Origin of the sequence: Bradyrhizobium sp. NBAIM14, from assembly GCF_020193895.1 — a bacterium.
Classification (GTDB): Bacteria; Pseudomonadota; Alphaproteobacteria; order Rhizobiales; family Xanthobacteraceae; genus Bradyrhizobium; species Bradyrhizobium yuanmingense.
The window spans coordinates 103,220-126,594 of the sequence record NZ_JADYVQ010000016.1 but is presented as its reverse complement, the minus strand read 5'-3'; the positions used below and the strand labels follow the sequence as shown (position 1 = coordinate 126,594).

Sequence of the window (23,375 nt, the reverse complement as noted above, 5' to 3'; positions counted from 1 at the left end):
ATATTAAAGTTTCGTCATGTGGCTCGCAGGCCAGGCAATCCGCCGGGGACCGGTCCGACGGCGCGATCCCTGACCTGGCCACCGGCACGCTCCGCAATGGCGTGCTTCAGCTCGATCCGGTCACGCTGGGAGATGCCGAGCAGGTCGGACGCGCGCCAGACCACATTGTCCTCGAACTCGCTGACCTCTCCGTCGGCATAGACCAGCTCCCACATCATCTGCACGATCCGCTTGCGACCCGCTTCGTCGAGCGAGCGCATGATGACGCTGGTGAAGTGATAGAGGTCGACGGCCTCGCCTTCGACCTGGGTAGCGTCGGCGATGAGACGGTCAGCGGTGCCGCGGTCGAGCCCGAAATGGCTTTCGATCAGGCTGTGCAGCTTGCGCTGCTCGGCCGCGCTCGGCTGGCCGTCCAGCGAGACCACATGGACCAGCAGCGCGGTCGCGGCCAGCCGGTAATCGCTGTCGCCAAATGCGCGGTCCTGGGCTTGGGGACCGACAATGTCGGCGATGAATTGGCGCAAGCCGTCGAGCATAGGTCCTACCGAGATTGATGACGCCGCAAGGAGCGCGGCCGTTACCAGCATTATATGAGCAAGAAACCCAACCGGCGCAACGTGCGTCAGTTCCGCGCGCGTATTACGTTTCGGCAATCTGGGCGCGCTTTCTGCCGTGATGGCCGGGCTCGACCCGGCAATCAAAGCGTCACCGCGAGGAAGGACATTCATGCCCGGGCATGACGGTGAAGGATGTAAAGCGCTTTTGTTTCCCACGGAGCTAGAGACTGCGGCGCAGCCCACAAGCTCACGGTATCTCGTACACCACCATCTTGTCGGCGATGCCGCGCAGCGCGGCCTGCTTCTGGATCGGCTTGATCGCGCGCTGCTCGAGCACCTCGGCGACTGCGGGAGCGTCCAGCACCGGGCCGGTGATGTGGATCTCCTGCGCGGTCGACAGGCTCTGCACGCGGGCGGCGATGTTGACGGTCTGGCCGAAATAATCCTGCCGCTCGTTGAGCATGACCGCGAGGCAGGGGCCTTCGTGGATCCCGATCTTGAGAATGAGGTCGTTGGCGCCGCGCTGCTTGTTCAATTCGTCCATCGCCGCGCGCATGCGCAGTCCCGCGGTGATGGCGTGCTCGGGCCTGACGAAGGTCGCCATCACGGCATCGCCGATCGTCTTCACGACCGCACCCTTCTCGGCGGCGATGATCTCCAGCAGCGCGCGAAAATGCGCCCGCACGAGATCGAAGGCATTGAGGTCGCCGACCCGCTCATACAGCGCCGTCGAACCCTTCAGGTCGGTGAACAGGAACGTCAGGGACGTGATCTTCAGTCGCTGGTCGACATTGAGGTTGTCGGCCTTGAAGACGTCGCGGAACGTCTGGTTGGACAGCATGCGCTTGGCGGTCAGGATCGGCTTGCGCTTGCCGATCATCTCGTGCAACGCGTGGTCGGCAATCCAGACCGAGGGCAATACGCGACTGTCCGATTGGTTCTCGAGCATGAGACGCAACGGTCCGGGGCGCATCACGGTGGTCCCCGTCGGCGCCTCCAGCTTGTTGAACATGATCGACAGCTGCTGACGCTCGCTGGTCGGCTCACCCTGAACGTCCAGGAAATGGGCGGAATGGGTGACCGGCTCGAACACGATGATGAACTGGCTCGGCAGATTGAGTGAGAGGATCGCCTTCTCGCCGGCGGGCAATTCGAGGGCTTCGAGCGTTACCTGGTTGATCAGGCGGGAAAAGGATTCGTCGTTGATGTCGACGCCTGAGCTCCAGAACATCTGCCGCACATACTCCCAGATCGGCAACGTGTCGGGATCATGAGCACCGATGCGGCGGACCCGCGGGCTGACGGTGAAGGCCACCTCGACCATCTCGTCGACGGAGGCCTCGTATCCGGCGGCGCAGAGCGCGCAATTGTAGTCGTCGTGCTTCAACGACTTCAGTGTGGCGTGCGCGCCCAGCACACCTCCGCAGCCGGGACACAGCACGTTCCAGCTCATGTCGAACAGGCCGAGCCGCGAGGCGTGCAGGAAGCCGGAAATGACCTTCTCCTGGTCGAGCCCGGTCCGGTCGGCAAAATCCAGCGCATTGATCCGGTTGAGATCGCGATCATGACCGTTGGCGATCAGCTGCGCGATGGCCTCCACCACAACGGGATCGGCGGTCTGCTTCAGAACGGAGAATTGGGCCTGGATGTCGCTCATGGCGAAACTCTATGTAGGCTGGATCACGCCAGCGGCCAGACGCGAGCCTGTCACCGACGCGTGATGCGGAACAGGGGTGAATGGTCCGGCTGGGTGGTGACGACGCCGAGCGGAATTACGGGGGTCGCGGGGTCGGCAAGCTCGATTCGGTACGCTCCGATCAGCCGCGCCAGCGCCAGCACGGATTCGGCTTGGGCAAACGGTGCGCCGATGCAGACGCGCGGACCTGCACCGAATGGCAGGTAAGCAAAACGGTCCGGCGCCTCCTGCGACATGAAGCGCTTTGGAATGAATGCGTTCGGCTGATCCCACAGCTTCTCGTGCCGGTGCAAGAGCCAGGGCGCGATCATGATGATGTCGCCCTTGCCGATCTCGACGCCCGCCGCATTGTCCCTATCGCGCGCGGCACGCGCGACCAGGAAGGCCGGCGGATAGAGCCGCATGGTTTCGTCGATCACCGCGCGGGTGAATTTCTGGCGATCGATGTCGGCCATGCTGTCGAGATGCTCGCCGCGGGTCTCGGACGCCACCTCCTCCTGCGTATCGGGATCGAGCGCGAGCAGGTAGAGCGCCCAGAACAGCGCCGTCGCCGTGGTCTCATGACCGGCGAGGATCATGGTCGCGACCTCGTCGACCAGCTGCTCGTCGGAGAAGCCCTGGCCCGTCTCGGGATCGCGTGCCTCGTCCATGAGATCGAACAAATCGCGCGGCGGCGCACCGTCCTTCTTGCCCGCCTTACGCCGCTCGGCGATCAGCATGGCCACGAACTCGGTCCAGCGCTTGCGGAAACGGGCGCGGGCAAAATCCATCGGGCTCGGCCAGGACACCGGCAGCACCATGTCGAGGAAGTACGGACGCCCCAACCGCGCGGCATATTCCATGATGAAGTTGCGCAGGGTTGCGCCGTGCTGGTCCATGCCGAACGAGAACATCGTGCGACCGGCGATCTCGAGCGTCATGCGCTGCATGATCGCGCGCAGGTCGACCGGCTCACCGGTTTGCGCGTCCAGCTTGGCGATGGTTTCGTCGAGCACGGCCGTCATGTGCGGAACGAGGTTTGCGGTCGCGCGCGGCGTGAAGGCCGGCGCCAGCGTGCGGCGCTGAAACGTCCAGGAATGACCTTCCGCGATCAGAAGGCCGTCGCCGAGAACGGGGCGCAGCATGCGGATGCCGGCCGGCGTGCGCGTGTAGTTCTCGTAATTGCTGAGCAGCACGTGCCGGATCGCGTCCGGCTGGTTCAGGATGAAGCTATTGCGGAAGAAGAAGCGGCCAGAAATGACCTCTTCCTCGTAGGCGCGTTGACCCCAGGTCGCGATCATATTCTGCCTGATGACCGCGAGCCGGCCGAAGAACGACATATCGTCGGGCGCTCGCGGAGGAGCCGGAGGGGTGATGGGCCGACGCACGCTGGCGATATTCATGGCTCTCTCCCGCAAGGTGGGACGCAGGTAAATAGCTAGTAAGTCAGCTCGGCGATGGCAATCCGGTTCTCGGACGCAGCCCAGGCGCGTGCCACAATCCGTTCTTCGCCGAATTGGGCCACGATGTTACGGCCAACCTCGGTGGCGGGAAGCCGCAGGGTGGCTGCCGCATCCGTGGGCACGCCCGGCTTGACGTCGGCCGGCTCCTTGCCGTCGAGCAGCACCACGTCGCGCGGCAGGCCGAAATAGCCGCGCGGGCGCGACATGATCACGACGGCGCCGGCGGCCTTGTCGGCCGGCCCGAGCGGCCGCGCGGGCCGCAGATGCACAAGCTCGGACGAGCGCGGGAAGGGCGAGCGGTAGATGTGCGTCGTCGGCGCATCCGGCGAGGTCAGCACGAATTCGAGCGACCAGGCGGGATCGACCTGCGCCGGCCCCCAACGGCCATCTGAGCCTGTTGTCGAGCTGTACAGCGCACCGTCTTTGCGCTCCCCGGTATCAGGATCGACACGGAAGACATCGACGATTGCACCCGCGACCAGACGATTGGTCGGCACGCCGCCGGGCGTACCCGTGACGAGGCCGCTCAATCTCACGCTGGTCTCCGGCACGATCGCGATGCGCGCAGGTTCGCGCCCCGCGATGAACTTGTAAATCTCGCGGAACGCGCGCGGGTGAAACGCCACCTCGCGATGGTCGAGCGCGCCGAGCACGAGATTGGTGGCGCCCTTCAGCTCCGGCCCTTCGGCGGTGACATTGGTCGGCATGCCGGGCTTGCCGATAAAGCGGCCATCGGGTTGCGCGAATTTGTCCAGACCGTCGCTGCGCAGCGTGAGGAAAGCGACTCCCGGCGTCACCTCACTCTCGCCCTCGTTCAGTCCGCGCAGGAACGTGCCGCGGCCATTGAATTCGTTGTTCGGCTGGTCGTCTGTTGCGAACACGCCGTGATTGGGCGTACCGCACAGCACCGCATGGCTGACATCACCGGCGCCGCCGTTCTTGATGACGTTACGGATCGCGTAGCCGCCGCGCGAGCTGCCGACCAGCGCCACGCGGGCTGCGCCGGTGCGGCGCTTCAGCTCGGTGATGGCGGCAGCGAGCTCGAGGCGCTGGTCCTCGGTCGAGGAGCGACCCGCCTGCTCGACCTTGTCGTCGTTGCGTGCCGGCGGGTCGGTGAAATTGATCGCCATCATGCGATCGCGCGCGATACCGTTGGACTCCATCCGCCAAAGCGTCGTCGTCCAGAGCGCGCCGTAATCGCCATTGCCGTGGACGAACAGAATCGGCGGCAGCTCCGTGGCGGGCGCGGTCTGCGCCAGCGCGCCCGTCCGCAAGCTCGCAAGTGCGAAAGGCACGCTCGCAGCCCCTCGCAAAATCGTCCGTCGCGACAGCTTCATCAGTTCCTCCCGGCAAGCCTAGCTCTTTGCACTGCTTATACCGGCCTAAGCACTGGACAGCGAAGGACTTTCGCGGGCATCACTGAATTGGCCGGAATCACCACGACCACTTCTGCCATCCGACATGGAAGGGGATATGACCGAGCAGCCGAACCGCCCGAAAATGGCCGCCGACGGCATCACTGCGCCCCTGCGGTACACCGTGTTCCGGCGGATCTGGCTCGCCAGCCTGCTCTCCAATCTCGGCCTCCTAATCCAGGGCGTGGGTGCGGCCTGGGCGATGACGCAGATGGCGGCCTCGGCAGACAAGGTGGCCCTGGTGCAGACCGCGCTCATGCTGCCGATCATGCTGATCTCGATGCCGGCCGGCGCCATCGCCGACATGTATGACCGTCGCATCGTCAGCGTGATTTCGCTGTCGATCGCGCTGATCGGCGCGAGCGTGCTCACCGTGTTGGCCGGCTTCAACCTGATCACGCCCGAATTGCTGCTCGCTTTCTGCTTCATCGTCGGCAGCGGCAATGCGCTGTTCGGACCGGCCTGGCAGTCCTCGGTCAGCGAACAAGTGCCGCCCGAGGCATTGGCATCCGCGGTGGCGCTGAACGGCATCAGCTACAACATCGCACGCAGCTTCGGCCCCGCGGTCGGCGGCGTCATCGTCGCTGCGCTTGGGGCGGTGGCCGCGTTTGCCTGCAACGCGATCCTCTATCTGCCGCTGCTGGTGGTGCTGCTGCTCTGGCGCCGCAACACCGAGGTGTCGCGCCTGCCGCGGGAAAAGCTCAACCGCGCCATGGTCTCGGGCGTGCGCTACATCACCAATTCGCCGCCGATCAAGATCGTGCTGTTGCGCACGCTGGTGATGGGCCTGATCGGCGGCGCGGTGATGGCGCTGATGCCGCTGGTCGCGCGCGACCTCCTGCATGGCGGCGCGCAGATGTATGGCATCATGCTCGGCGCCTTCGGCATGGGCGCGGTGATCGGCGCGCTCAACATCCACGAATTGCGCAAGCGCATGAGCGGCGAGGCCGCGATCCGCGCCTGCACCATCACGATGGCCTTCACCATGGCCGCCCTCGCTTTGAGCACGGAGCCGGTGCTGACGGCGGCCGCGCTGGTGCTAGGCGGCGCAGTCTGGATGGCGGCGATCGCGCTGTTCAATATCGGCGTGCAGCTCTCGGCCCCGCGCTGGGTCGCCGGTCGCTCGCTCGCAGCCTTCCAGGCCGCGATCGCCGGGGGCATCGCGATCGGCGCATGGGGCTGGGGCCATCTCACCGACTATGCCGGCGTCGAGATCGCATTGCTGACCTCGGCCGGCCTGATGCTGATCTCGCCGCTGCTCGGCATCTGGCTCACGATGCCGCGTGTCGGCGCCCGCAACGAGGATGCGGACATGCTGGCCGATCCCGAGGTGAGGCTGTCGCTGACAGGGCGCAGCGGCCCGCTCGTGGTCGAGATCGAATATCGGGTTGCGCAAGAGAATGCGCGCGCGTTCCACAACGTGATGCAGGACGTGCAGCTCTCGCGCCAGCGCAACGGTGCCTATGGCTGGTCGATCGCGCGCGACATCGCCGACCCCGAGCTGTGGACCGAGCGCTATCACTGCCCGACCTGGCTCGACTATTTGCGTCAGCGCAACCGTGCGACCCAGTCCGAACGCGCGCTGCATCAGCAGGCGATCGATTTCCACATCGGTCCCGAGCCGGTGCGGATCCGCCGAATGCTGGAGCGCCCCTTCGGTTCGGTGCGCTGGAAGGACGACACGCCGGACCGCGCCAACAGCGAGGTGCTGCCGGTGGTCGCGACCGCGGCGGGAAGCAGTACGTAGGCCTCTCGTCATTCCGAGGCGCGCCGTAAGGTGCGAACCCGGAATCCATTTATCGCAGGAGTTGGTCGCGCGATGGATTCTCAGGTGCGCAGTTGCGCACCATAGTTCGCGCTTCGCGCGCCGCGGAATGACGATCACTGCCCGTGCTGGGTCAGCACCTTGTCGCAGGCCTTGCTCAGCTTGGTGCGGTTCTGCTTCAGGCAGGCCAGCACGGCACCGTCGCCATTGTCCATTACGGGACGGCAGAAGCGCGTGACGTCGCGCGCGCAGGCATCATGGCCGGGCTGCTGTTGCGCGGAGGCGCTCGATGCGCACAGGAGCAAGGAAATAACGAAAAGCAGTCTGGTCATCGCGCAATTGCCTCTTACCCGGAAAGACGTGCGGGCGAAGCTAGTGCGACGATCCCGCACCTGCAACGGCTTTGTTGACTAGCTGCAGGGCGCCGCCGCATCACCCCGGCTTCATGCCGGGGGGCATGACGAGGGGAGCTGCAGCGTCTTGGTTACTGTGTGTCCTGAGCATCAGCGACCTTGCGCGAGGCGCCCTTGGCGAGGGTCTTGTCCATCACCGCGCGGCAGCCGGCGCTGAGGTCCGAGCGATGCTTGATCATGCACGCGGTGATCTTCGGGATATTGGGGATCTCCGCCGAGCAAAGACGGAAGGCATCGCCCGTGCACATCTGCTGCGCCTCGGCCGAGAAGGCGAAGCTCGCGCCCGTCGAAGCGATGGAGACGATCGCGGCAAAGCCCAGGGCCAGGCTGGCGTCGCGGATCTTGCCGGTAAACGACTTGGTCATTTGAAGCTCCCATTGGCGCCGCCACAGCGGGCCCGTTGTCGATGGGAGCTACGATGCTCCGGCAAAACCGTTTCCACTGTGATGACGCTCACGGGAGACCCGTCCTCTGTGATCTCAGTCACTCAGACGCAGCCCACTGAAATTCCTTCGCAACCGCTGTCGTGTTGGTGTCACGTTAACTCTTACTTCGCATTAATGGCTCGTCGCGCGGGAAATTCCGCCGGTTTGGTTGCGTAATTGGAAAGAGTAACGATGCGTAATGCGTTGGGCCTGATGCTGGCCAGTGTAGTTGCGGCGGTCGTGATCGCCGCCGGCGGTTGGTTTTATTATTCCGCGCGCGCCGACCAGGGCGCTCCCAAGACAGTTGCCGCCCGTGCCGCCGACCCATTGCCGGCACAGGCGAAGCTCGCCGCCAAGGACGACGTCGAGACCACCGCGGCCGTCGCGGCCAAGCCGGCCGCAGCAGCTCCAGCACCTGCCCCCGTGCCGGTCATGCCGATGCAGCCGAAGCAGGCCTGCGCCAATCCGAACGCGCTGGGCGTGTCCCGCGTCGTCGAGATCGACACGACGGGCGGCCCCGGCTTCGGCTTCGAGCATTTCAAGCAGTTCGACTTCCTGACCGAGAAGGAGGTCGTGCTGACCTTCGACGACGGTCCGTGGCCGGTCAACACGCCCACGGTGCTGAAGGCGCTCGCGGACGAATGCACCAAGGGCCTGTTCTTCTCGGTCGGCAAGCACGCGACCTACCATCCGGAGATCCTGAAGCAGGTGCTGGCCCAGGGCCACACGGTGGGCACGCACACCTGGTCGCATGTCAATCTGAACAGCAAGAAGTTGACCGAGCAGCAGGTCAAGGACGAGGTTGAGAAGGGCTTCAGCGCAGTGAAATTCGCGCTCGGCACCAACCCGGCGCCGTTCTTCCGCTTTCCGCAGCTTCAGCACAATCCCGCGATGGTGAGCTATTTCGGCACCCGCAACGTCGCGATGTTCTCGACCGAAATCGACTCCTTCGACTTCAGGAAGGGCGCGACGCCGGAGAAGATCGTCGAGACCATGATGACGAGGCTGGACAAGCTCGGCAAGGGCATCATCCTGATGCACGACTTCCAGAAGAACACGGGCCTCGCCCTGCCGACGCTGCTCGCGCGGCTGAAGGCCGGCGGTTACAAGGTCGTGCAGATGAAGGCCAAGACGAGCCTCCAGACGCTGCCGGAATATGACGAGGCGCTGATGAAGGACATGAAGGTGCCGACCGCAGGCACGAACTCCCGTCCGATCGCGAGCGTCGTGCAAACGATCTCGCAATAAGCGCCAAATCCAAAACTCTTGCGTCATGGCCGGGCTTGTCCCGGCCATCCACGTTTTAGGATCAGGCGCGACGACGTGGATACCCGGGTCAAGCCCGGGCATGACGGCGAGATCAGGGTACAGGTCGGCGCCTCACCAATAGATGCCGTGGCGATGCAGCTCGCTGATGATGCGGCGCTCGGTCCAGCTGCGCTTGGGCTTCGGCTTGTCCGCCTTTGCCGTGGTCTTGGCGGCGGGCTTGGGCGTCGTGACCGGCGCGGAGGCCGTCGCCGGTGTGGTGACCGTCGGAGTGGTCGCCGCTGTCGGCGCGGAGAGCGACACCGCCGGCGGACGATCATGATATTTCTGAACCTCGGTGGCCGGCGCGGCTTCGCTCACCTGCGCCGTCACGGTGCTCGCCGATGTCGTGGTTTGCGGAGTGGAGGTCTGTTCGCCTGCCGCCGCCAGCGACAGACCGCGGGAGCCGCCTGCCTGGGCGGAGGCCGAAGCCAGCAGCATGGCGGCAATCAGAATGATCTTGCGCATGTGAAGTCTCCCCGTGTTGGCGTGACAGGACGTTAGGGGAGCCATGTCTGCGATTATGTGATCGCGATCACGCAGCCGAGCGAGCCCTGATGCAGGCTGATGCCTGGTCATCGGAGCGCTTGGGGTCGGATGAACCGGGGCGCTGGTGCCGCAAGAGGGATTCGAACCCCCGACCCCGTCATTACGAATGACGTGCTCTACCGACTGAGCTATTGCGGCGAACCTGCCGGGACCAAAGCAATGCCGGCCCCGATACGCGCGCCCCTGATATCGGGCATGGCCCGAATTGGCAAGGACAAGCGGGAGGCGAAATACCGCTCACGCGCCCCAGCGGGACCAGAATCCGCGCCAGCCGCCCGCCTGGGCTTTGGGCGTGCCGATTTGTTCCGTAAATTCGTCGCTTGGGCCGTCGTCGTCGATCCCGGGATCGTCCGGTGCGCGGACGATCGGGATGACGGTCTGGGTCGGCGCCGATGCGGGCTTGCTGAGGTCGGCCCGGGTCCGGAAGACCGGCGTCGGCGCCGGCGGCGATGATTCGGCGGGCGCCGGAGCCGGATTCGCCGGCTCGGCGGGCGTGACGACCGGCTCGTCGACCTTCGCAGTTTGCTCCCCAGTCTCCTTGGCCACTTCCTTGGTAGCCTCCTTCGCGGCGTCCTTGGCCTGAGGGGGTGAATTGTCCTGCGCGGCCGGTGCCGGCAGCGGGGCCACCTCCGGCGGTTCCACCGCGGCTTCGCTGGGAGCGGCGGTCACCCGCTTCGGCGGCGGAGCGGCCAGCATGGCTTCCTCGAAGGCCGAGGATTCGAGCGTGGGGCCCTTGTCCGAGGGCAGGCTCGCGACCGGCGCCTGCCACTGGAACGCATCGAGGCGACCGGTGACCGGGGAGACCGGACGCCAGCGGTCGCTGACATAGCCGTCCGCGGTCCAGGCGGGATCGAGCCGGGCGCGCACCGCGCGCAAGGTCCAGGCGCGGGCGCGGCCGCCGTCACCATGCTCTGTGCGCTCGATCTCGGCCATCAGCAGCGCGACGCGCTGGGTCGGATCCTTGAGATAAGGCGCGAGCACCTCGCGCGCGCGGGCGAACTCGGAGGCCTCGATCGCAGCACGCGCGATCGCGAGCTGCCCTTCGACATAACCGGGCTTGTCGGCGGGGGTCTTCGCGGCGAGAGTTTCTACCCGCTGCAAGCGGTGCCATGCGGAATCGCCGAGCTTCACATGCGCATAGGCGTCCGCGAGATCGGGATGCGGATTGGAGAGCCAGGCGGCTTCCACCAGCTTCATGGCGCGGCGCACCTGATGCGCCTCGCTCTCGAATTTTGCCGCGAGCACGGCCGCCGGCACCAGGGTCGGCGCGAGCTTGACCGCCTCCAGCACGCTCTCGCGCGCGACGTCGCGGTCCATCGTTTCCAGCTCCAGCGCACGCGCGGCGAGCAGCACACCGCGCTGCCGGCGATAGGTCTGCTTGTCGATCAGGCCCGCGGACAGATTCGAATCGAGGATCGCGAGCGCGCCGCTCCAGTCGCCGCGCGCGCAGCGGAAGCCGAGCACCGCGTGCGAGGCCCAGGTCGCGGACGGCGACAGCTTGATCGCTTCCTCCGCAATCATCACGGCGCCGACCGCATCATCGGCGCGCTGCGCCTCGATGAAGAGACCGCGCAGGCCGAGCAGCCGCGTGTCCTCGCGTTCGGCCATGGCGCGGAAGACGCGTTGCGCCTCGTCGCGATTGCCTTCGAGCTGCGCCGACTGCGCGTGCAAAAGCAGTGCGAGCGGATCGTTCGGTGCATGCCGCCGCGCCGTCTCGGCGTGCCGGCGCGCGAGCGCGGAATCGCCGTGGCCGATCGCGAGCAGGCCATGGGTGATGGCATGACGGCCGCGGGCATGGCGCTTGTCATGACGGCGTCGGCGCAAGCGCCCCGGCATGCGCCAGATCGTCGTCAGGATACTCCAGACCAGCACGACGGAAGCGGCGAAAAGGCCGAGCAAGAACACGAACCTCGGCAGCGTCGTCGAGATGCGGAAGCTGCCCGCGGTCAGGACGAGGTCGCCGGACTGGTCGGCGACCCAGGCCGCGCCGGCCGCCGCCAGTGCGATCAAGACGAGAAAGAGGACGATGCGAAGCATGGCGATCCCTATACGCGCCGATTGTTGCGCGAATCTTATTGAGTAGATTTGGCGAGATCCGCCATGGCATCGTCGGCGAATTTGCGGGACGCGGCGAGCGCGGCGTCGCGGGCGTCGGCTTTGTCGAGCCAGGCCTGCGCCGGAGCACGATCAGCCTCGGGCAGCGTCTTCAGCTCGCGCCGCGCTTCGGCGAAATCGCTACGGAGCGCCGCCGCCGTGACGCGCGTCACGATGGCGCCGCGATCGTTGCCGACGCCATCGGTGCGCTCGATCCGCACGAGCTTTGACGCGCCGGCCTGGAGCCGCTCGACAATGCCGGCCTCGCTCGACGGAGCTTCAGCCGGCGGCGACAGCTTCGGCACGATATTGAGGAGCTCGCGGCTCAGCGCCGCCGATGTCGGGATGCCGGACGATGCAAACGCCTCGAGCGGCTTGAGCATATCGGGCTTGGTCGCCAGCGACCGCGCCGCCGCCAATTGCGATTGATAGGGATCGCCGTGGCGAACGGCAACGTCGAGCAGGGACGCCGCCACCACATAGCGGAGCGGCTTGTCGTCCATCGTCTTGGCCTCGGCGATCTTCTCGCCCTGCTGCGCAAGCTCGGCCCGCTCGGTCTTGCTGGCGCGCTCGAGCTGAGCGATGCGGTCGATGAGCGCGGCAAGATCGGGCGCGGCACTCGGCGACGCGGATTTCGCGTCGTTCAGCGCGCTCGCCGTCTTATCGAACTGTGCGCGCAAATTGGCGATGTCGCCGCGCAGTGCGCTCGCCGCTTTCTCCAACGCGTCGATCCGCGCGACTTGGGCCGGATCGGCCGCCGGCCTCGCGGCCCTGGCTTCGACCGCGGCAACGCGTCCGCTCAGCGCATCGACGGTCGCACTGGTGACCTGCGGCGCGGCCGGCGGGGCCTGCACCGCGGGCCAGCCCAGCATCCAGCCGACTGCGATCACGACCGCAGCCGCGGCAACGCCGGAGAACGGCGCGACGACCCAGGGCGAAATCGGCGCCGATACAGGCGCCGCCGCGGACGTCTGCTGCTCTGCCGATTCGGACTGAGGCTCGGCCTTGACCTGTTCCGAGCCGGGCTCTTCCACCCTGACCTGCTCCTGCGCGACATGCTCGGATGCCTCGGGCTCGCCCGCGACCTGCTGCGGCTGGGTCGAGACTTCCGTCGCCTCGAGGTCGATGGTGGGCGGGGTGCGCTTGGCACGACCCGGATCGGGCGCCAATCCAGCGTCTTCAGGCTTGTCGTCGGCCATCGTGACGGTTCCTCACACTTCCATACCAGGGATGGATTAGATTGCGTCGGATTCGGCCCGACCTTTACGCCAAACGGGTCCGCAACGCACGCTCCAAGGTGTCGAATAAGGCAGTTTCGTCCGGCGTTGCGGCCACCAGAACCTGTGACGCGCCGGCATCGCGCAGCACGCCCGCAACGGTCTCGGACAGGCAGCAATGCGGGATCGCCAGCGCCGAAATTTCGACACCTTCGTCCCGCGCCGCATCGAGGAACGCACGTGCGCTGCGCCGGGAGTAGTGCAGCACCGCCTCGATCCCGTGGGCGGCAAAGCCCTCGCACACCTCGCGCGGCAGATGCTTCACCGGCGCCATGCGGTAGGTCGTCTGCGTCACCACGCGGAAACCTCCCGCGCCGAGCTCGCCGCCAAGATCGCGCGACAGATCCGCGCCCGCCAGATACAGCAGCGTGCTGTTTTTCTTCAACACCTTGTCGCACGCGCTCTGCATCACCTTGTCGCGCAAGGACGCGGCGTCGCCCCCGGCGACGATCACCTCGGCAAAACCAGCCTCTCGCGCCGCTGCAGCCGTATGTTCGCCGACCGCGAACAATGGCAGCACCAGCAGACCGAGGTCCGGCAATTGCGGCGCTATGGCGCGAATCGCGTTGGCCGAGGTGACGAGAACGGCATCATAAGAAACTTCGCTCTCGCCTTGGAAGGCGACCGGCTCGAGCTTGAGCGCCGGCGCAAGCAGTACCGTATGCCCGCGCGTACGCAGATTGTCCGCCGTCGCCGCATTGTCGGGATGCGGCCGTGTGACAAGAATGGACATCGCTGCTGTTCCCGGACCATGTGGCGGTGACGCATTGACCAGAACCGCTGCGCGTGACGATTGCGCAAGCCGACCCCGGGATGCTACCGGACGTACCAGAACTCTGCTTTATGGATGAGCGCAAGGGCGCAAATTGGATAACAATTCGCCAATGCTGGTGCTGGGCATCGAAACCACCTGCGACGAGACCGCCGCGGCCGTGATCGAACACGCGGCCGACGGCAAGGGCAAGATCCTGTCCAACATCGTGCGGTCGCAGATCGAGGAGCATGCCCGCTTCGGCGGCGTGGTGCCGGAGATCGCCGCGCGCGCGCATGTCGACGTGCTCGATGGGATCATCGACCGCGCCATGAACGAGGCCGGCATCGATTATGCTCAGCTCGACGGCGTCGCGGCGGCCGCGGGGCCCGGGCTGATCGGCGGCGTCATCGTTGGGCTCACCACCGCGAAGGCGATCGCGATGGTGCACGACACGCCGCTGGTCGCGGTGAACCATCTCGAAGCGCATGCGTTGACGCCGCGTCTCACCGACGGCATCGAATTTCCCTATTGCCTCTTCCTCGCCTCCGGCGGCCATACCCAGATCGTCGCGGTCACCGGTGTCGGCCAATATGTGCGGCTTGGCACCACGGTTGACGACGCCATCGGCGAGGCCTTCGACAAGGTCGCGAAGATGCTGGCCCTGCCCTATCCCGGCGGCCCGCAGGTCGAGCGCGCGGCGGCAGGTGGCGATGCCACGCGCTTTGCGTTTCCCCGGCCGATGCAGGGGCGCCCCGATGCCAATTTCTCGCTGTCGGGACTGAAGACGGCGGTGCGCACCGAAGCGAGCCGGCTGGCCGAGCTCACGCCGCAGGACATCAGCGATCTCTGCGCGAGCTTCCAGGCCGCCGTGCTCGATTCAACGGCCGACCGGCTGAGCGTCGGCCTGAAGCTTTTCCGCGAGCAGTTCGGCGCACCGCGCGCGCTGGTCGCCGCCGGCGGCGTTGCCGCCAATCAGGCGATCCGCGGCGCGCTTGACGATGTCGCGAAGCAGGCCGGGACGCAGCTGATCATGCCACCGCCCGCGCTGTGCACCGACAACGGCGCCATGATCGCCTGGGCCGGCGCCGAGCGCCTGGCGCTTGGCCTGACCGACACGATGGACGCGCAGCCGCGCGCACGCTGGCTGCTCGATGCCAACGCGACCGCGCCCGCGGGCTACGGCAAGACTCGGGCGGGATTCTAGGGATGACCGCTCTCCAATCCGTCGCAGTGATCGGCGCGGGCGCCTGGGGTACGGCGCTGGCGACGGTGGCGGCGCGAGCAGGGCGAAACGTGACGCTGTGGGCACGCAATGCCGAGCACGCCGCGCGGATCGCATCGACGCGCGACAATCCGCGGCTGCCCGGGATTCGGATCGTGCCTGAGCTCGTCGTGACGAGCGATCTGGCGCTCGCCGCGCGTGCGGACATGCTGCTGATCGCAACGCCGGCGCAACATTTGCGCGGCGCGGTCAACATGCTGGCCTCGCACATCAAGAAGGCGGTGCCGATCGTCGCCTGCGCCAAGGGTATCGAGCACGGCACCCATAAGTTCATGACCGACGTGATCGCCGAGGCCGCGCCGCACGCGCAGCCGGCGATCCTGTCGGGGCCGAGCTTTGCCGACGATGTCGCACGCGGCCTGCCGACGGCAGTGACCCTGGCGGCAGGCGATGAGGCGCTCGCCAGCAGCCTGGTACAGGCGCTGGGCTCGCCGACATTCCGCCCCTATCACTCCACCGACATTCGCGGCGTCGAGATCGGTGGCGCCGCCAAGAATGTGCTGGCGATCGCGGTCGGCATTGCGGTCGGGCGCGAGCTTGGCGCCTCCGCGCAGGCGGCGCTCACGACCCGCGGCTTTGCCGAGCTGACGCGCCTCGGCCGTGCGCTCGGCGCACGCAGCGAGACGCTCACCGGCCTGTCGGGCCTCGGTGATCTCATTCTGACCTGCTCGAGCCCGCAATCGCGCAACTTCGCGCTCGGCCTCGCGCTCGGCCGCGGCGAGCAGCCTCCCGCCGGCAAGCTCGCCGAGGGCGAGTTCACCGCCCCCGTGCTGATCGAGCTCGCCGCTTCGCAAAACATCGAGTTGCCGGTATCTGAGGCGGTCGCATCGATCCTGAGCGGCAAAAGCACGATCGATGCCGCGATCTCGGCGCTGATGACGCGCCCCTTCAAGGCAGAGGAATAAGCATGGCGTACTGGCTCGTGAAATCCGAACCGTCGGTGTGGTCCTGGGACCAGCAGGTTGCGAAGGGCGCCAAGGGCGAGGCCTGGACCGGCGTGCGCAATTTCACCGCCCGTCAGAACCTCGTGAGCATGAAGAAGGGCGACAAGGCGTTCTTCTATCATTCCAACGAGGGCAAGGAGATCGTCGGCATCGCCGAGATCATCAAGGAGGCCTATCCCGATCCAACCGACAAGACCGGCAAATTCGTCTGCGTCGACATCAAGGCCGACAAGCCCCTGAAGACGCCGGTGACGATGGCCGCGATCAAGGCGGAGAAGAAGCTCGCGGATATGGCGCTGGTGAAATATTCGCGCCTCTCCGTGCAGCCGGTGACGGCAGAGGAGTGGAAGCTCGTCTGCAAGATGGGCGGGATGTAGTTACGTCGTTTCGTAGCCCGGATGGAGCGCAGCGCAATCCGGGAAAGTCTCGATTGAAGCCCGATCCCGGATTACGGTTCGCTCCATCCGGGCTACGATATCCGGGCTTGCGACTCCTCCAGCGCAAACACCTCGCACGGCGCGGCAATGCCGCGCAGCTCATGCGTCCCAAGCGCAACCAGCGGCATCTCTGTCTCGGCGGCGAGCGCGCCCGACACCAGCACCGTCCGGCCCAGCGGCTTGCACAATCCCTCCAGACGGCTGGCGAGGTTGACGGCGGGGCCGATCGCGGTGAAGTCGAGCCGGTTCGCGGCGCCGATATTGCCCCAGAGCATCTCGCCGAGATGGAGCGCGGCGCCAAACGACAAAGGCGGCAGCCCTTGCGCGCGGCGCTCCTTGTTGAGATACGCCATCCCGGCTTCGGCTGCGCTTGCCGCGCGCAAAGCAGCGTCACAGGCGCGGCGCGGGGACGCCTCGAGCACCGGAAAGATCGCGAGCACGCCGTCGCCGATGAATTTCAGCACCTCGCCGCCGAAGGCGTGAACCGCGCCGGCGATGCGATCGAACCACGCGTCGAGCGCCGCGATGACAGCGGCCGGCGGGACGGTCTCCGACAGGTTCGTGAAATTGCGCAGGTCCGCATAGAGCAGTGCCGCCTGGATGGTCTCGCCGAGATCGCGGCGCAGAGGCGCCGCCAGGACCCGCTCCGCGCTGCGCGTGCCAAGGTATGCATCGAGCGTTGCCCGCAAGGTGGCGCGCGCGGCGAGCACGGCCAGCGGCGTTGCGGCGAAACGCGCGGCCTGACGCAATTGCTCGATCTCATCCGCCGTGAACGGACGCGGCCCGATCCAGCCGAGCAGCGGGCCATCGGGCCGTCCGGCGACATCTTCATGCACCTCGCCGCCCGCGATATCGCGCAGCCAGCGGCGGCCGGCGTCGTCGGGTGGATCGGGCGCGAGGCCGCCCGGGGCGAAGCCGAGCGCTTCGATCACCTGGCCGCTGTCGGCACGCCACAGCCAGGTCCGCTTCGCGATCAGCGGATGCGGCACCTCCAGCGTCAGGGCGCCTGCCGCGAGCGGCACGCCATCGGCGGCCAGATGCGCGCCGAGCTCCGCGAGCAGGTGGTCGGCCCCGCGACAATCCGAGGCCGCATCGAGGAGCCAGGCGAGGGTCGGCGAGAGCTGCATCCGGCGATCATGGCGAAACAGGGCCGTCTTTGCCACGGGCAATCCTTGACGGAGCGCAGGGCCGCCGCCATGTCCCATCGTCAGACCAGGGATGATCGCCGATGCCCGAGCCATTCATAGTGCGACGCGAGACCCAGATCGCGGCCCCGCGCGCCACTGTCTTCGCCTACCTCACCGACCCCGAAAAGATCCTGAGCTGGATGGGCTCCGACGCAACCACGGAGCCTTATCCCGGCGGGCTCTACCTGCTCAAGGGCGTCAGCCCGGACGGCGCCGCCGCCCGCGGCGCGTTCCGCGAGGTCGTGCCGGTGCATCGTCTGGCCTATACGTTCGGCTGGGAGGGTGGTCAGGAAGTGCCGCCCGGCTCGAGCCTGATCGAGATCGACCTGATCGAGCAGGACGGCGGCACGCTGCTGCGCATGACCCATAGCGGCCTGCCGAACGAAGCGCAGGCGGCCGCTCATGCAACGGGTTGGGCGCACTACCTTAAGCGGCTCACGATCGCAGCCGCAGGCGGCGATCCCGGTCCTGACAAGGGTGTCTCGGCCAGGACGTAGCTCTTGTAGCAACTATCAGGTTGCTACGGCCGTGTCGTTACACCGCCGCGGTTGCCACCACCTGCGCCAGCAGCTGCTCGCGCCTGGCCTGCGAGCGCTGACCCGTCATGGTCGCGGCGAAGCGCTCGAGGATGCCCTCCTCGAAGGCGGTGACGATGGTGTCGTGGACGTAGCTCTTGCGGCAGATCGCCGGCGTGTTGGAGAGCTGGTCGGCGGCGGCGCGGATCGCATCCAGCACCTGCTTCTTGCGGCCGCGCTGGCTGCTCGCCGGCGTGATCCGCGACAGCGATTCCACCACGACGGCGGACGCCATCAGCGTGCGGAAATCCTTCAGGGAAATCTTGATGCCGGCGATCTCGCGCAGAAACGCGTTCACCTGGGTGGTGCTGACCGCGCGCACGATGCCGGAGGCATCGCGATACTGGAACATGCGCTTGCCGGGAACGCTCTGCAAAATGCCGATGGCGCGCACCAGCTTGGCGGCGTCGCACTCCTTGCGCACCGCCTTACCGCCCTTGGCCTTGAAGGTCAGCACGAAACAATCGTCTTCCAGCGTGACGTTGGACTTCAGCAGCGTGGTCGCGCCGCGGGTGCCGTTGAGGCGGGCGTAGGATTCATTGCCGGGGCGGATCGCGGTGCGCGCGATCAGCTCGATCACGGCCGAGAGCGCGAACTCGCGCGTCGGCTCGTCCCCTGACAGGAACGCCGAGACCTTGCGCCGGATTTTCGGCAGCGCGCCGACGAGCTTTGCCAGGCGATGCGCCTTGCGCTGCTCGCGGACCTTCTCCCAGTCGGCGTGATAGCGGTATTGCAGCCGGCCCGCGGCATCGCGGCCGACGGCCTGCAGATGCGAGTTCGGGTCGGCGGAGTAGCGCACCTCGCGATAGGCCGGCGGCACCGCCATGGAATGCAGCCGCCGGATGGTGCGGGCGTCGCGGATATGCGCACCGTTGGGGCGGACGAAGGAATAGCCCTTGCCGCGCCTGATACGACGGATGGTCAGCTCGTTCTGGTCGCCGAGCCGCAAGCCGAGCTCCTTGGCGAGGGCCTCGACCGTCGCCGCAGGCGCCGCGTCGTAGGTCTTCTTGGGGCTCGGGCGCCTGAAACCGGTCGGTTTCGGCCATTGTCCGAGGGCCTTGGCTAGGGCAATGGCTGCAGGATCGGCTGAAGCGGGCCGTATCGTCCCGAGATTCTGCTGATCCATCATGGTCTTACGCCTTAGCCCTGTCCTGTTGTCGATCAATGCCGCTGTTGTGATTTTTGTTCCAAGGGGTCTCTTTGGACCCGGGTTGGCCATTTAGGGTGTTCCGAACACGATTGCGAGTCCCGAATCAGTGAGAAGAGGTTACTAAATACCTCTCCTCGCCGCATGGGGGCTCTGCGGTCTCTGTTCTGGCGGTTTGGGTGAAGAGCCGGAAAGTGCTCGTCGGCCCTGTTTCAGATTTGCGACAGCGGGCCTTCCGGACCTTGATCCTTCGCATGGCCAGCTGCCCGCCGAAGGTCCAGCTTGTGCTCCTTGTCGGGTCCGGTTAGCCCGACGCATAATCCATCAAATGATGATGTCGGCATTGCCTGAGCTTGCCGCATGTGGAGGGAAGCATGTCCGAGAAGATCTACGATATCCCCGCGGAGTGGGCGAAGCGCGCCTGGGTCGACCAGGCCAAGTACAAGGAGATGTACGCCCGTTCGATCTCGGACCCGAACGGTTTCTGGGCGGAGCAGGCCAAGCGCATCGACTGGATGAAGGCGCCGACGAAAATCGAGAACGTCTCGTTCGCGCCGGGCAACATCTCGATCAAATGGTTCGAGGACGGCATCCTGAACGTCGCCTACAATTGCATCGACCGGCATCTCGCCAAACGCGCCAACCAGACCGCGATCATCTGGGAGGGCGACGATCCCTCGCAGTCCAAGCACATCACCTACAAGGAGCTGCATGACGAGGTCTGCCGGATGGCCAACATCCTGCGCACCCGCAACGTCGGGAAGGGCGACCGCGTCACCATCTACCTGCCGATGATTCCCGAGGCCGCCTATGCAATGCTGGCCTGCGCGCGGATCGGCGCGATCCACTCCGTGGTGTTCGCGGGCTTCTCACCTGACAGCCTCGCCCAACGCATCAACGACTGCCAATCCAATGTGATCATCACCGCGGACGAAGGCCTACGCGGCGGCAAGAAGGTGCCGCTGAAGGCCAATGTCGATGCGGCGCTTAGCAAGGCCGACGGCGTCGACTGGGTCGTCGTGGTCAAGCGCACCGGTGCCAAGGTCGACATGAACCCCACGCGCGACCTCTGGTACCACGAGGCCGCGGCGATGGTGACCACGGAATGCCCGGTCGAGCACATGCACGCCGAGGATCCGCTGTTCATCCTTTACACGTCGGGCTCGACCGGCCAGCCCAAGGGCGTGCTGCACACCTCCGGCGGCTATCTCGTGTTCGCCTCGATGACGCATCAATACGTCTTCGACTATCACGACGGCGACATCTACTGGTGCACCGCCGACGTCGGCTGGGTCACCGGCCACAGCTACATTCTCTATGGGCCGCTCGCCAACGGCGCGACCACGCTGATGTTCGAGGGCGTGCCCAATTATCCGGATAATTCGCGGTTCTGGAACGTCATCGACAAGCACAAAGTCAACATCTTCTACACCGCGCCGACCGCAATCCGCGCGCTGATGCAGTCCGGCGACGAACCGGTGAAGAAGACCTCGCGCGCCTCGCTCCGCCTGCTCGGCTCGGTCGGCGAGCCCATCAATCCCGAAGCCTGGGAGTGGTATCACCGCGTCGTCGGCGACGACCGCTGCCCGATCGTCGACACGTGGTGGCAGACCGAGACCGGCGGCATTCTGATCACGCCGCTGCCGGGCGCGACCAAGCTGAAGCCCGGCTCGGCGACGCAACCGTTCTTCGGCGTGGTGCCTGAAATCGTCGATGCCGACGGCAAGGTGCTGGAAGGGGAGACATCAGGCAATCTCTGCCTGACGCGGTCCTGGCCCGGCCAGATGCGCACGGTCTACGGCGACCACGCCCGCTTCGAACAAACTTACTTCTCGACCTACAAGGGCAAATACTTCACCGGCGACGGCTGCCGCCGCGACGCCGACGGCTATTACTGGATCACCGGCCGCGTCGACGACGTCATCAACGTCTCCGGCCACCGCATGGGCACCGCCGAAGTCGAGAGCGCGCTGGTCGCGCATGAGAAGGTGTCGGAAGCCGCCGTCGTCGGCTTCCCGCACGACATCAAGGGTCAGGGCATCTACGCCTATGTCACCCTGATGGCCGGCGTGCAGCCGAGCGACGAGCTGCGCAAGGAGCTCGTCACCTGGGTGCGCAAGGAGATCGGCCCGATCGCCTCGCCCGACCAGATCCAGTTCGCCCCGGGCCTGCCCAAGACCCGCTCCGGCAAGATCATGCGCCGCATCCTGCGCAAGATCGCCGAGGACGAGCCGGGCAGCCTCGGCGACACCTCGACGCTCGCCGATCCCGCCGTTGTCGATGATCTCGTCAAGAACCGGCAGAACAAGAAGTCGGCGTAAGGCGAGTTCGTGCCCCGGACGCGGCGCAGCGCTCCTTCAGCGGTGCGCTGCTGAGCCGGGGCCCATCTAAACGTCAGAACGTGTAGCTTCCTGGATCCCGGCTCTGCGCAGCAGCGTTTCACGCTGCAGCGCATCCGGGACACGCGATTAGTTTTCGCGCCAGCGCGCCCTCTCAACCAACGGCCATTCACACCCTCACGCTGTTGTCAGCGGGCGCGGCAGCGCGCCTGCATCTTTCCCGCCGAGTGTTGTTTTCAGGTCATTTACTTTATTTCGAACATTTTCTTTGTTCCCCCTGCTGGCCGGCCCTCGGCAGCCGCGGCTGGAAACCATTGGGTTAACGGGCGCGGTTAAGAATGAGCATCGACGAGGGCTTGGTGCGGCGACGATTGCCGGTTCTGCGTCATTTTGGACGATCCGTTTTGGGCAAGGGGAAGCATCGATGTCGATGAGGATTGCGGTGGCGCTGGCCGCCACCATCGCGGCTGGGGCCTTGACGTCGACGGCGGCGCAGGCGCGGCCGGAAATGGTGGGGGCGCACCTGGCCGACTATTCGCCGGGCACCATCGTGGTCAAAACCAGCGAGCGGCGGCTTTATCTCATCCTCGGGAACGGCCAGGCCGTGCGCTATCCGGTCGGCGTCGGCAAAGCCGGCAAGCAGTGGGCCGGCACCACGAAGATCGACGGCAAATATCTCAATCCGGCCTGGGCGCCGCCCGCCGAGGTGAAGCGCGACAAGCCTGGTATCCCCGACGTCATTCCGGGCGGCTCGCCGCGCAACCCGATGGGCGTTGCGGCGATGACGCTCGCCGGCGGCGAATATGCGATCCACGGCACCAACGTGCCGGGCTCGATCGGCGGCTTCGTCTCCTATGGCTGCATCCGCATGCTCAACGACGACATCACCGATCTCTACGGCCGCGTCTCCGTCGGCACGACGGTGGTCGTGACGCGCTGATCGCCTGAATCAGCCGAGATGAAATGAAAGGCCGCGTCTTCGACGCGGCCTTTTTATTGCCAGAACCGCCAGCCGCGCGCGCACCAGCCGTCGCGATGGCCGCCATTGTAGCTGCGCACGAAGCCGCCGGCGAGCAGTGCCGCCGAGACGTTCGCAGTCCGCCGGGTCGCGACGTCGGCGAGGACTCGGCCGTATTTGTCGGGAGCGAGATTGGTGATGGTCACGCCGCCCTGGCCGAGCAGATCGCGCAAGGCACGGGCCGCAGCTTCGGCCTTGTCCAGCTCCTCCTGGCAGGACGCTTTCAGTTCGGGCGCATCGATGCCGCGCAGCCGAATGCGGACCACGGGATCGCGTCCCTCGTGCAGACGAACACGGGCGAGAAAAGTGTCGCCATCGATGGCGCGGATGAATTCGACCGGACGCACATCCGCGTGGCCGGTCTGCTGAAGAACGATCTCGGCATCTCCATTGCGATCGGTATCGCGAACAAGCCAGTGCGTTCCATGACGGAATGTGAGCACGACGGCCAGCGCGATGCCCACCACGAACATCCAGGGCAATAGGCCGGAGAGGCGGCGGCCGAACGGCGAGCCGCTGAACTGCGGCCGGTAGGAATTGGGGCGATCCTGGAAACGCATCAACTCACGCTATGTCTGAGTCGGGGGAACTCACAAGCACGAGCGTGTCCATAAACGACGCCGAATGCGCCGGAGGCCATGCACGAAAGTTCCGTCTGTCAAAGAGGTCAGCCGTAGTTCTACTGGGGATCCGCGAATATTTTCCAAATCTCAATCATTGGTTGCGAATAGCTGTTATACGACAAACCGAGGGG

The 23,375-nt window shown here is 66.1% G+C and carries 21 protein-coding genes and 1 tRNA gene; 8 read left to right on the top strand and 14 right to left on the bottom strand.

All coding sequences use genetic code 11. The features are described 5' to 3' along the window. Positions 1–14 precede the first annotated feature (14 nt). The 4 genes from I6F28_RS28730 to I6F28_RS28715 form a co-directional block, all read right to left on the bottom strand. Positions 15–536 carry a tellurite resistance TerB family protein gene (locus I6F28_RS28730; protein WP_225142336.1) on the bottom strand — a complete coding sequence of 174 codons (522 nt, stop codon included), beginning with the start codon at positions 534–536 and terminating at the stop codon, positions 15–17. Between the two features lie 268 nt (positions 537–804). Beyond that, positions 805–2,214, bottom strand: coding sequence for an adenylate/guanylate cyclase domain-containing protein (locus I6F28_RS28725; protein WP_036038810.1), 1,410 nt, complete (start codon positions 2,212–2,214; stop codon positions 805–807). 50 nt (positions 2,215–2,264) lie between these two features. Further along, entirely contained in the window at positions 2,265–3,635 is a 1,371-nt protein-coding gene (locus I6F28_RS28720; RefSeq protein WP_036002897.1) for a cytochrome P450, read from the bottom strand. Positions 3,636–3,670: 35 nt separating this feature from the next. Further along, positions 3,671–5,032: a hydrolase gene (locus I6F28_RS28715; protein WP_225142335.1), complete on the bottom strand. Its 1,362-nt coding sequence runs from the start codon at positions 5,030–5,032 to the stop codon at positions 3,671–3,673. Between the two features lie 136 nt (positions 5,033–5,168). On the opposite strand from I6F28_RS28715, the gene I6F28_RS28710 reads away from it, so the two are divergent. Beyond that, positions 5,169–6,857: an MFS transporter gene (locus tag I6F28_RS28710; protein ID WP_036002980.1), complete on the top strand. Its 1,689-nt coding sequence runs from the start codon at positions 5,169–5,171 to the stop codon at positions 6,855–6,857. 134 nt (positions 6,858–6,991) lie between these two features. Here the strand turns inward: I6F28_RS28710 and I6F28_RS28705 are convergent, their stop codons facing one another. Then, positions 6,992–7,207: a hypothetical protein gene (locus tag I6F28_RS28705; protein WP_036002903.1), complete on the bottom strand. Its 216-nt coding sequence runs from the start codon at positions 7,205–7,207 to the stop codon at positions 6,992–6,994. Positions 7,208–7,359: 152 nt separating this feature from the next. Beyond that, positions 7,360–7,653 carry a hypothetical protein gene (locus I6F28_RS28700; RefSeq protein WP_036002906.1) on the bottom strand — a complete coding sequence of 98 codons (294 nt, stop codon included), beginning with the start codon at positions 7,651–7,653 and terminating at the stop codon, positions 7,360–7,362. Between the two features lie 252 nt (positions 7,654–7,905). Between I6F28_RS28700 and I6F28_RS28695 the strand changes: the two genes are divergently transcribed. After that, a complete protein-coding gene (locus I6F28_RS28695) occupies positions 7,906–8,961 on the top strand; it encodes a polysaccharide deacetylase family protein (RefSeq protein ID WP_225142333.1) in 1,056 nt (351 codons plus the stop codon). A gap of 132 nt (positions 8,962–9,093) precedes the next feature. Here the strand turns inward: I6F28_RS28695 and I6F28_RS28690 are convergent, their stop codons facing one another. From I6F28_RS28690 to I6F28_RS28670, 5 genes are all read right to left on the bottom strand, one after another. Beyond that, complete coding sequence (locus I6F28_RS28690) at positions 9,094–9,486, bottom strand: hypothetical protein (RefSeq protein WP_225142332.1); 393 nt, start codon at positions 9,484–9,486, stop codon at positions 9,094–9,096. Between the two features lie 143 nt (positions 9,487–9,629). Continuing rightward, positions 9,630–9,705 (bottom strand) — tRNA-Thr (locus tag I6F28_RS28685). A gap of 99 nt (positions 9,706–9,804) precedes the next feature. Further along, entirely contained in the window at positions 9,805–11,604 is a 1,800-nt protein-coding gene (locus I6F28_RS28680) for a heme biosynthesis protein HemY (RefSeq protein WP_225142330.1), read from the bottom strand. A 35-nt stretch (positions 11,605–11,639) separates the two neighbouring features. Continuing rightward, positions 11,640–12,860, bottom strand: coding sequence for a COG4223 family protein (locus I6F28_RS28675; RefSeq protein ID WP_225142328.1), 1,221 nt, complete (start codon positions 12,858–12,860; stop codon positions 11,640–11,642). Positions 12,861–12,924: 64 nt separating this feature from the next. Then, positions 12,925–13,671 carry a uroporphyrinogen-III synthase gene (locus I6F28_RS28670; protein ID WP_225142327.1) on the bottom strand — a complete coding sequence of 249 codons (747 nt, stop codon included), beginning with the start codon at positions 13,669–13,671 and terminating at the stop codon, positions 12,925–12,927. 157 nt (positions 13,672–13,828) lie between these two features. Here I6F28_RS28670 and tsaD point away from each other — a divergent pair, with 157 nt between their 5' ends. Genes tsaD through I6F28_RS28655 form a run of 3 tightly spaced genes read left to right on the top strand, consistent with a single transcriptional unit; the run spans position 13,829 to position 16,295 of the window. Next, on the top strand, positions 13,829–14,896 hold the full coding sequence (gene tsaD, locus I6F28_RS28665; protein ID WP_225142360.1) for a tRNA (adenosine(37)-N6)-threonylcarbamoyltransferase complex transferase subunit TsaD: 1,068 nt from the start codon (positions 13,829–13,831) through the stop codon (positions 14,894–14,896). Positions 14,897–14,898: 2 nt separating this feature from the next. Beyond that, positions 14,899–15,879, top strand: coding sequence for an NAD(P)H-dependent glycerol-3-phosphate dehydrogenase (locus tag I6F28_RS28660; protein ID WP_109141995.1), 981 nt, complete (start codon positions 14,899–14,901; stop codon positions 15,877–15,879). 2 nt (positions 15,880–15,881) lie between these two features. Further along, positions 15,882–16,295 (top strand): EVE domain-containing protein, encoded by a 414-nt coding sequence (locus I6F28_RS28655; RefSeq protein WP_036002930.1) that lies wholly within the window; start codon positions 15,882–15,884, stop codon positions 16,293–16,295. A 92-nt stretch (positions 16,296–16,387) separates the two neighbouring features. On the opposite strand, the gene I6F28_RS28650 is transcribed toward I6F28_RS28655, so the two are convergent. Continuing rightward, a complete protein-coding gene (locus I6F28_RS28650) occupies positions 16,388–17,482 on the bottom strand; it encodes an adenylate/guanylate cyclase domain-containing protein (RefSeq protein WP_225142358.1) in 1,095 nt (364 codons plus the stop codon). A 101-nt stretch (positions 17,483–17,583) separates the two neighbouring features. On the opposite strand from I6F28_RS28650, the gene I6F28_RS28645 reads away from it, so the two are divergent. Continuing rightward, the gene (locus I6F28_RS28645; RefSeq protein ID WP_036038831.1) at positions 17,584–18,039 is read left to right on the top strand and encodes an SRPBCC family protein; all 456 of its coding nucleotides are present in this window, start codon (positions 17,584–17,586) and stop codon (positions 18,037–18,039) included. A 37-nt stretch (positions 18,040–18,076) separates the two neighbouring features. Here I6F28_RS28645 and I6F28_RS28640 read toward each other — a convergent pair whose 3' ends face one another. Further along, positions 18,077–19,246, bottom strand: a complete 1,170-nt coding sequence (locus I6F28_RS28640) for a DNA topoisomerase IB (RefSeq protein ID WP_036024230.1) — start codon at positions 19,244–19,246, stop codon at positions 18,077–18,079. Between the two features lie 392 nt (positions 19,247–19,638). On the opposite strand from I6F28_RS28640, the gene acs reads away from it, so the two are divergent. Beyond that, positions 19,639–21,585 (top strand): acetate--CoA ligase, encoded by a 1,947-nt coding sequence (gene acs, locus I6F28_RS28635; protein WP_225142325.1) that lies wholly within the window; start codon positions 19,639–19,641, stop codon positions 21,583–21,585. 442 nt (positions 21,586–22,027) lie between these two features. Continuing rightward, positions 22,028–22,543 carry a L,D-transpeptidase gene (locus tag I6F28_RS28630; RefSeq protein ID WP_036024233.1) on the top strand — a complete coding sequence of 172 codons (516 nt, stop codon included), beginning with the start codon at positions 22,028–22,030 and terminating at the stop codon, positions 22,541–22,543. Between the two features lie 53 nt (positions 22,544–22,596). Here the strand turns inward: I6F28_RS28630 and I6F28_RS28625 are convergent, their stop codons facing one another. Then, positions 22,597–23,181 carry a thermonuclease family protein gene (locus tag I6F28_RS28625; protein WP_036024234.1) on the bottom strand — a complete coding sequence of 195 codons (585 nt, stop codon included), beginning with the start codon at positions 23,179–23,181 and terminating at the stop codon, positions 22,597–22,599. Positions 23,182–23,375: the final 194 nt, after the last annotated feature.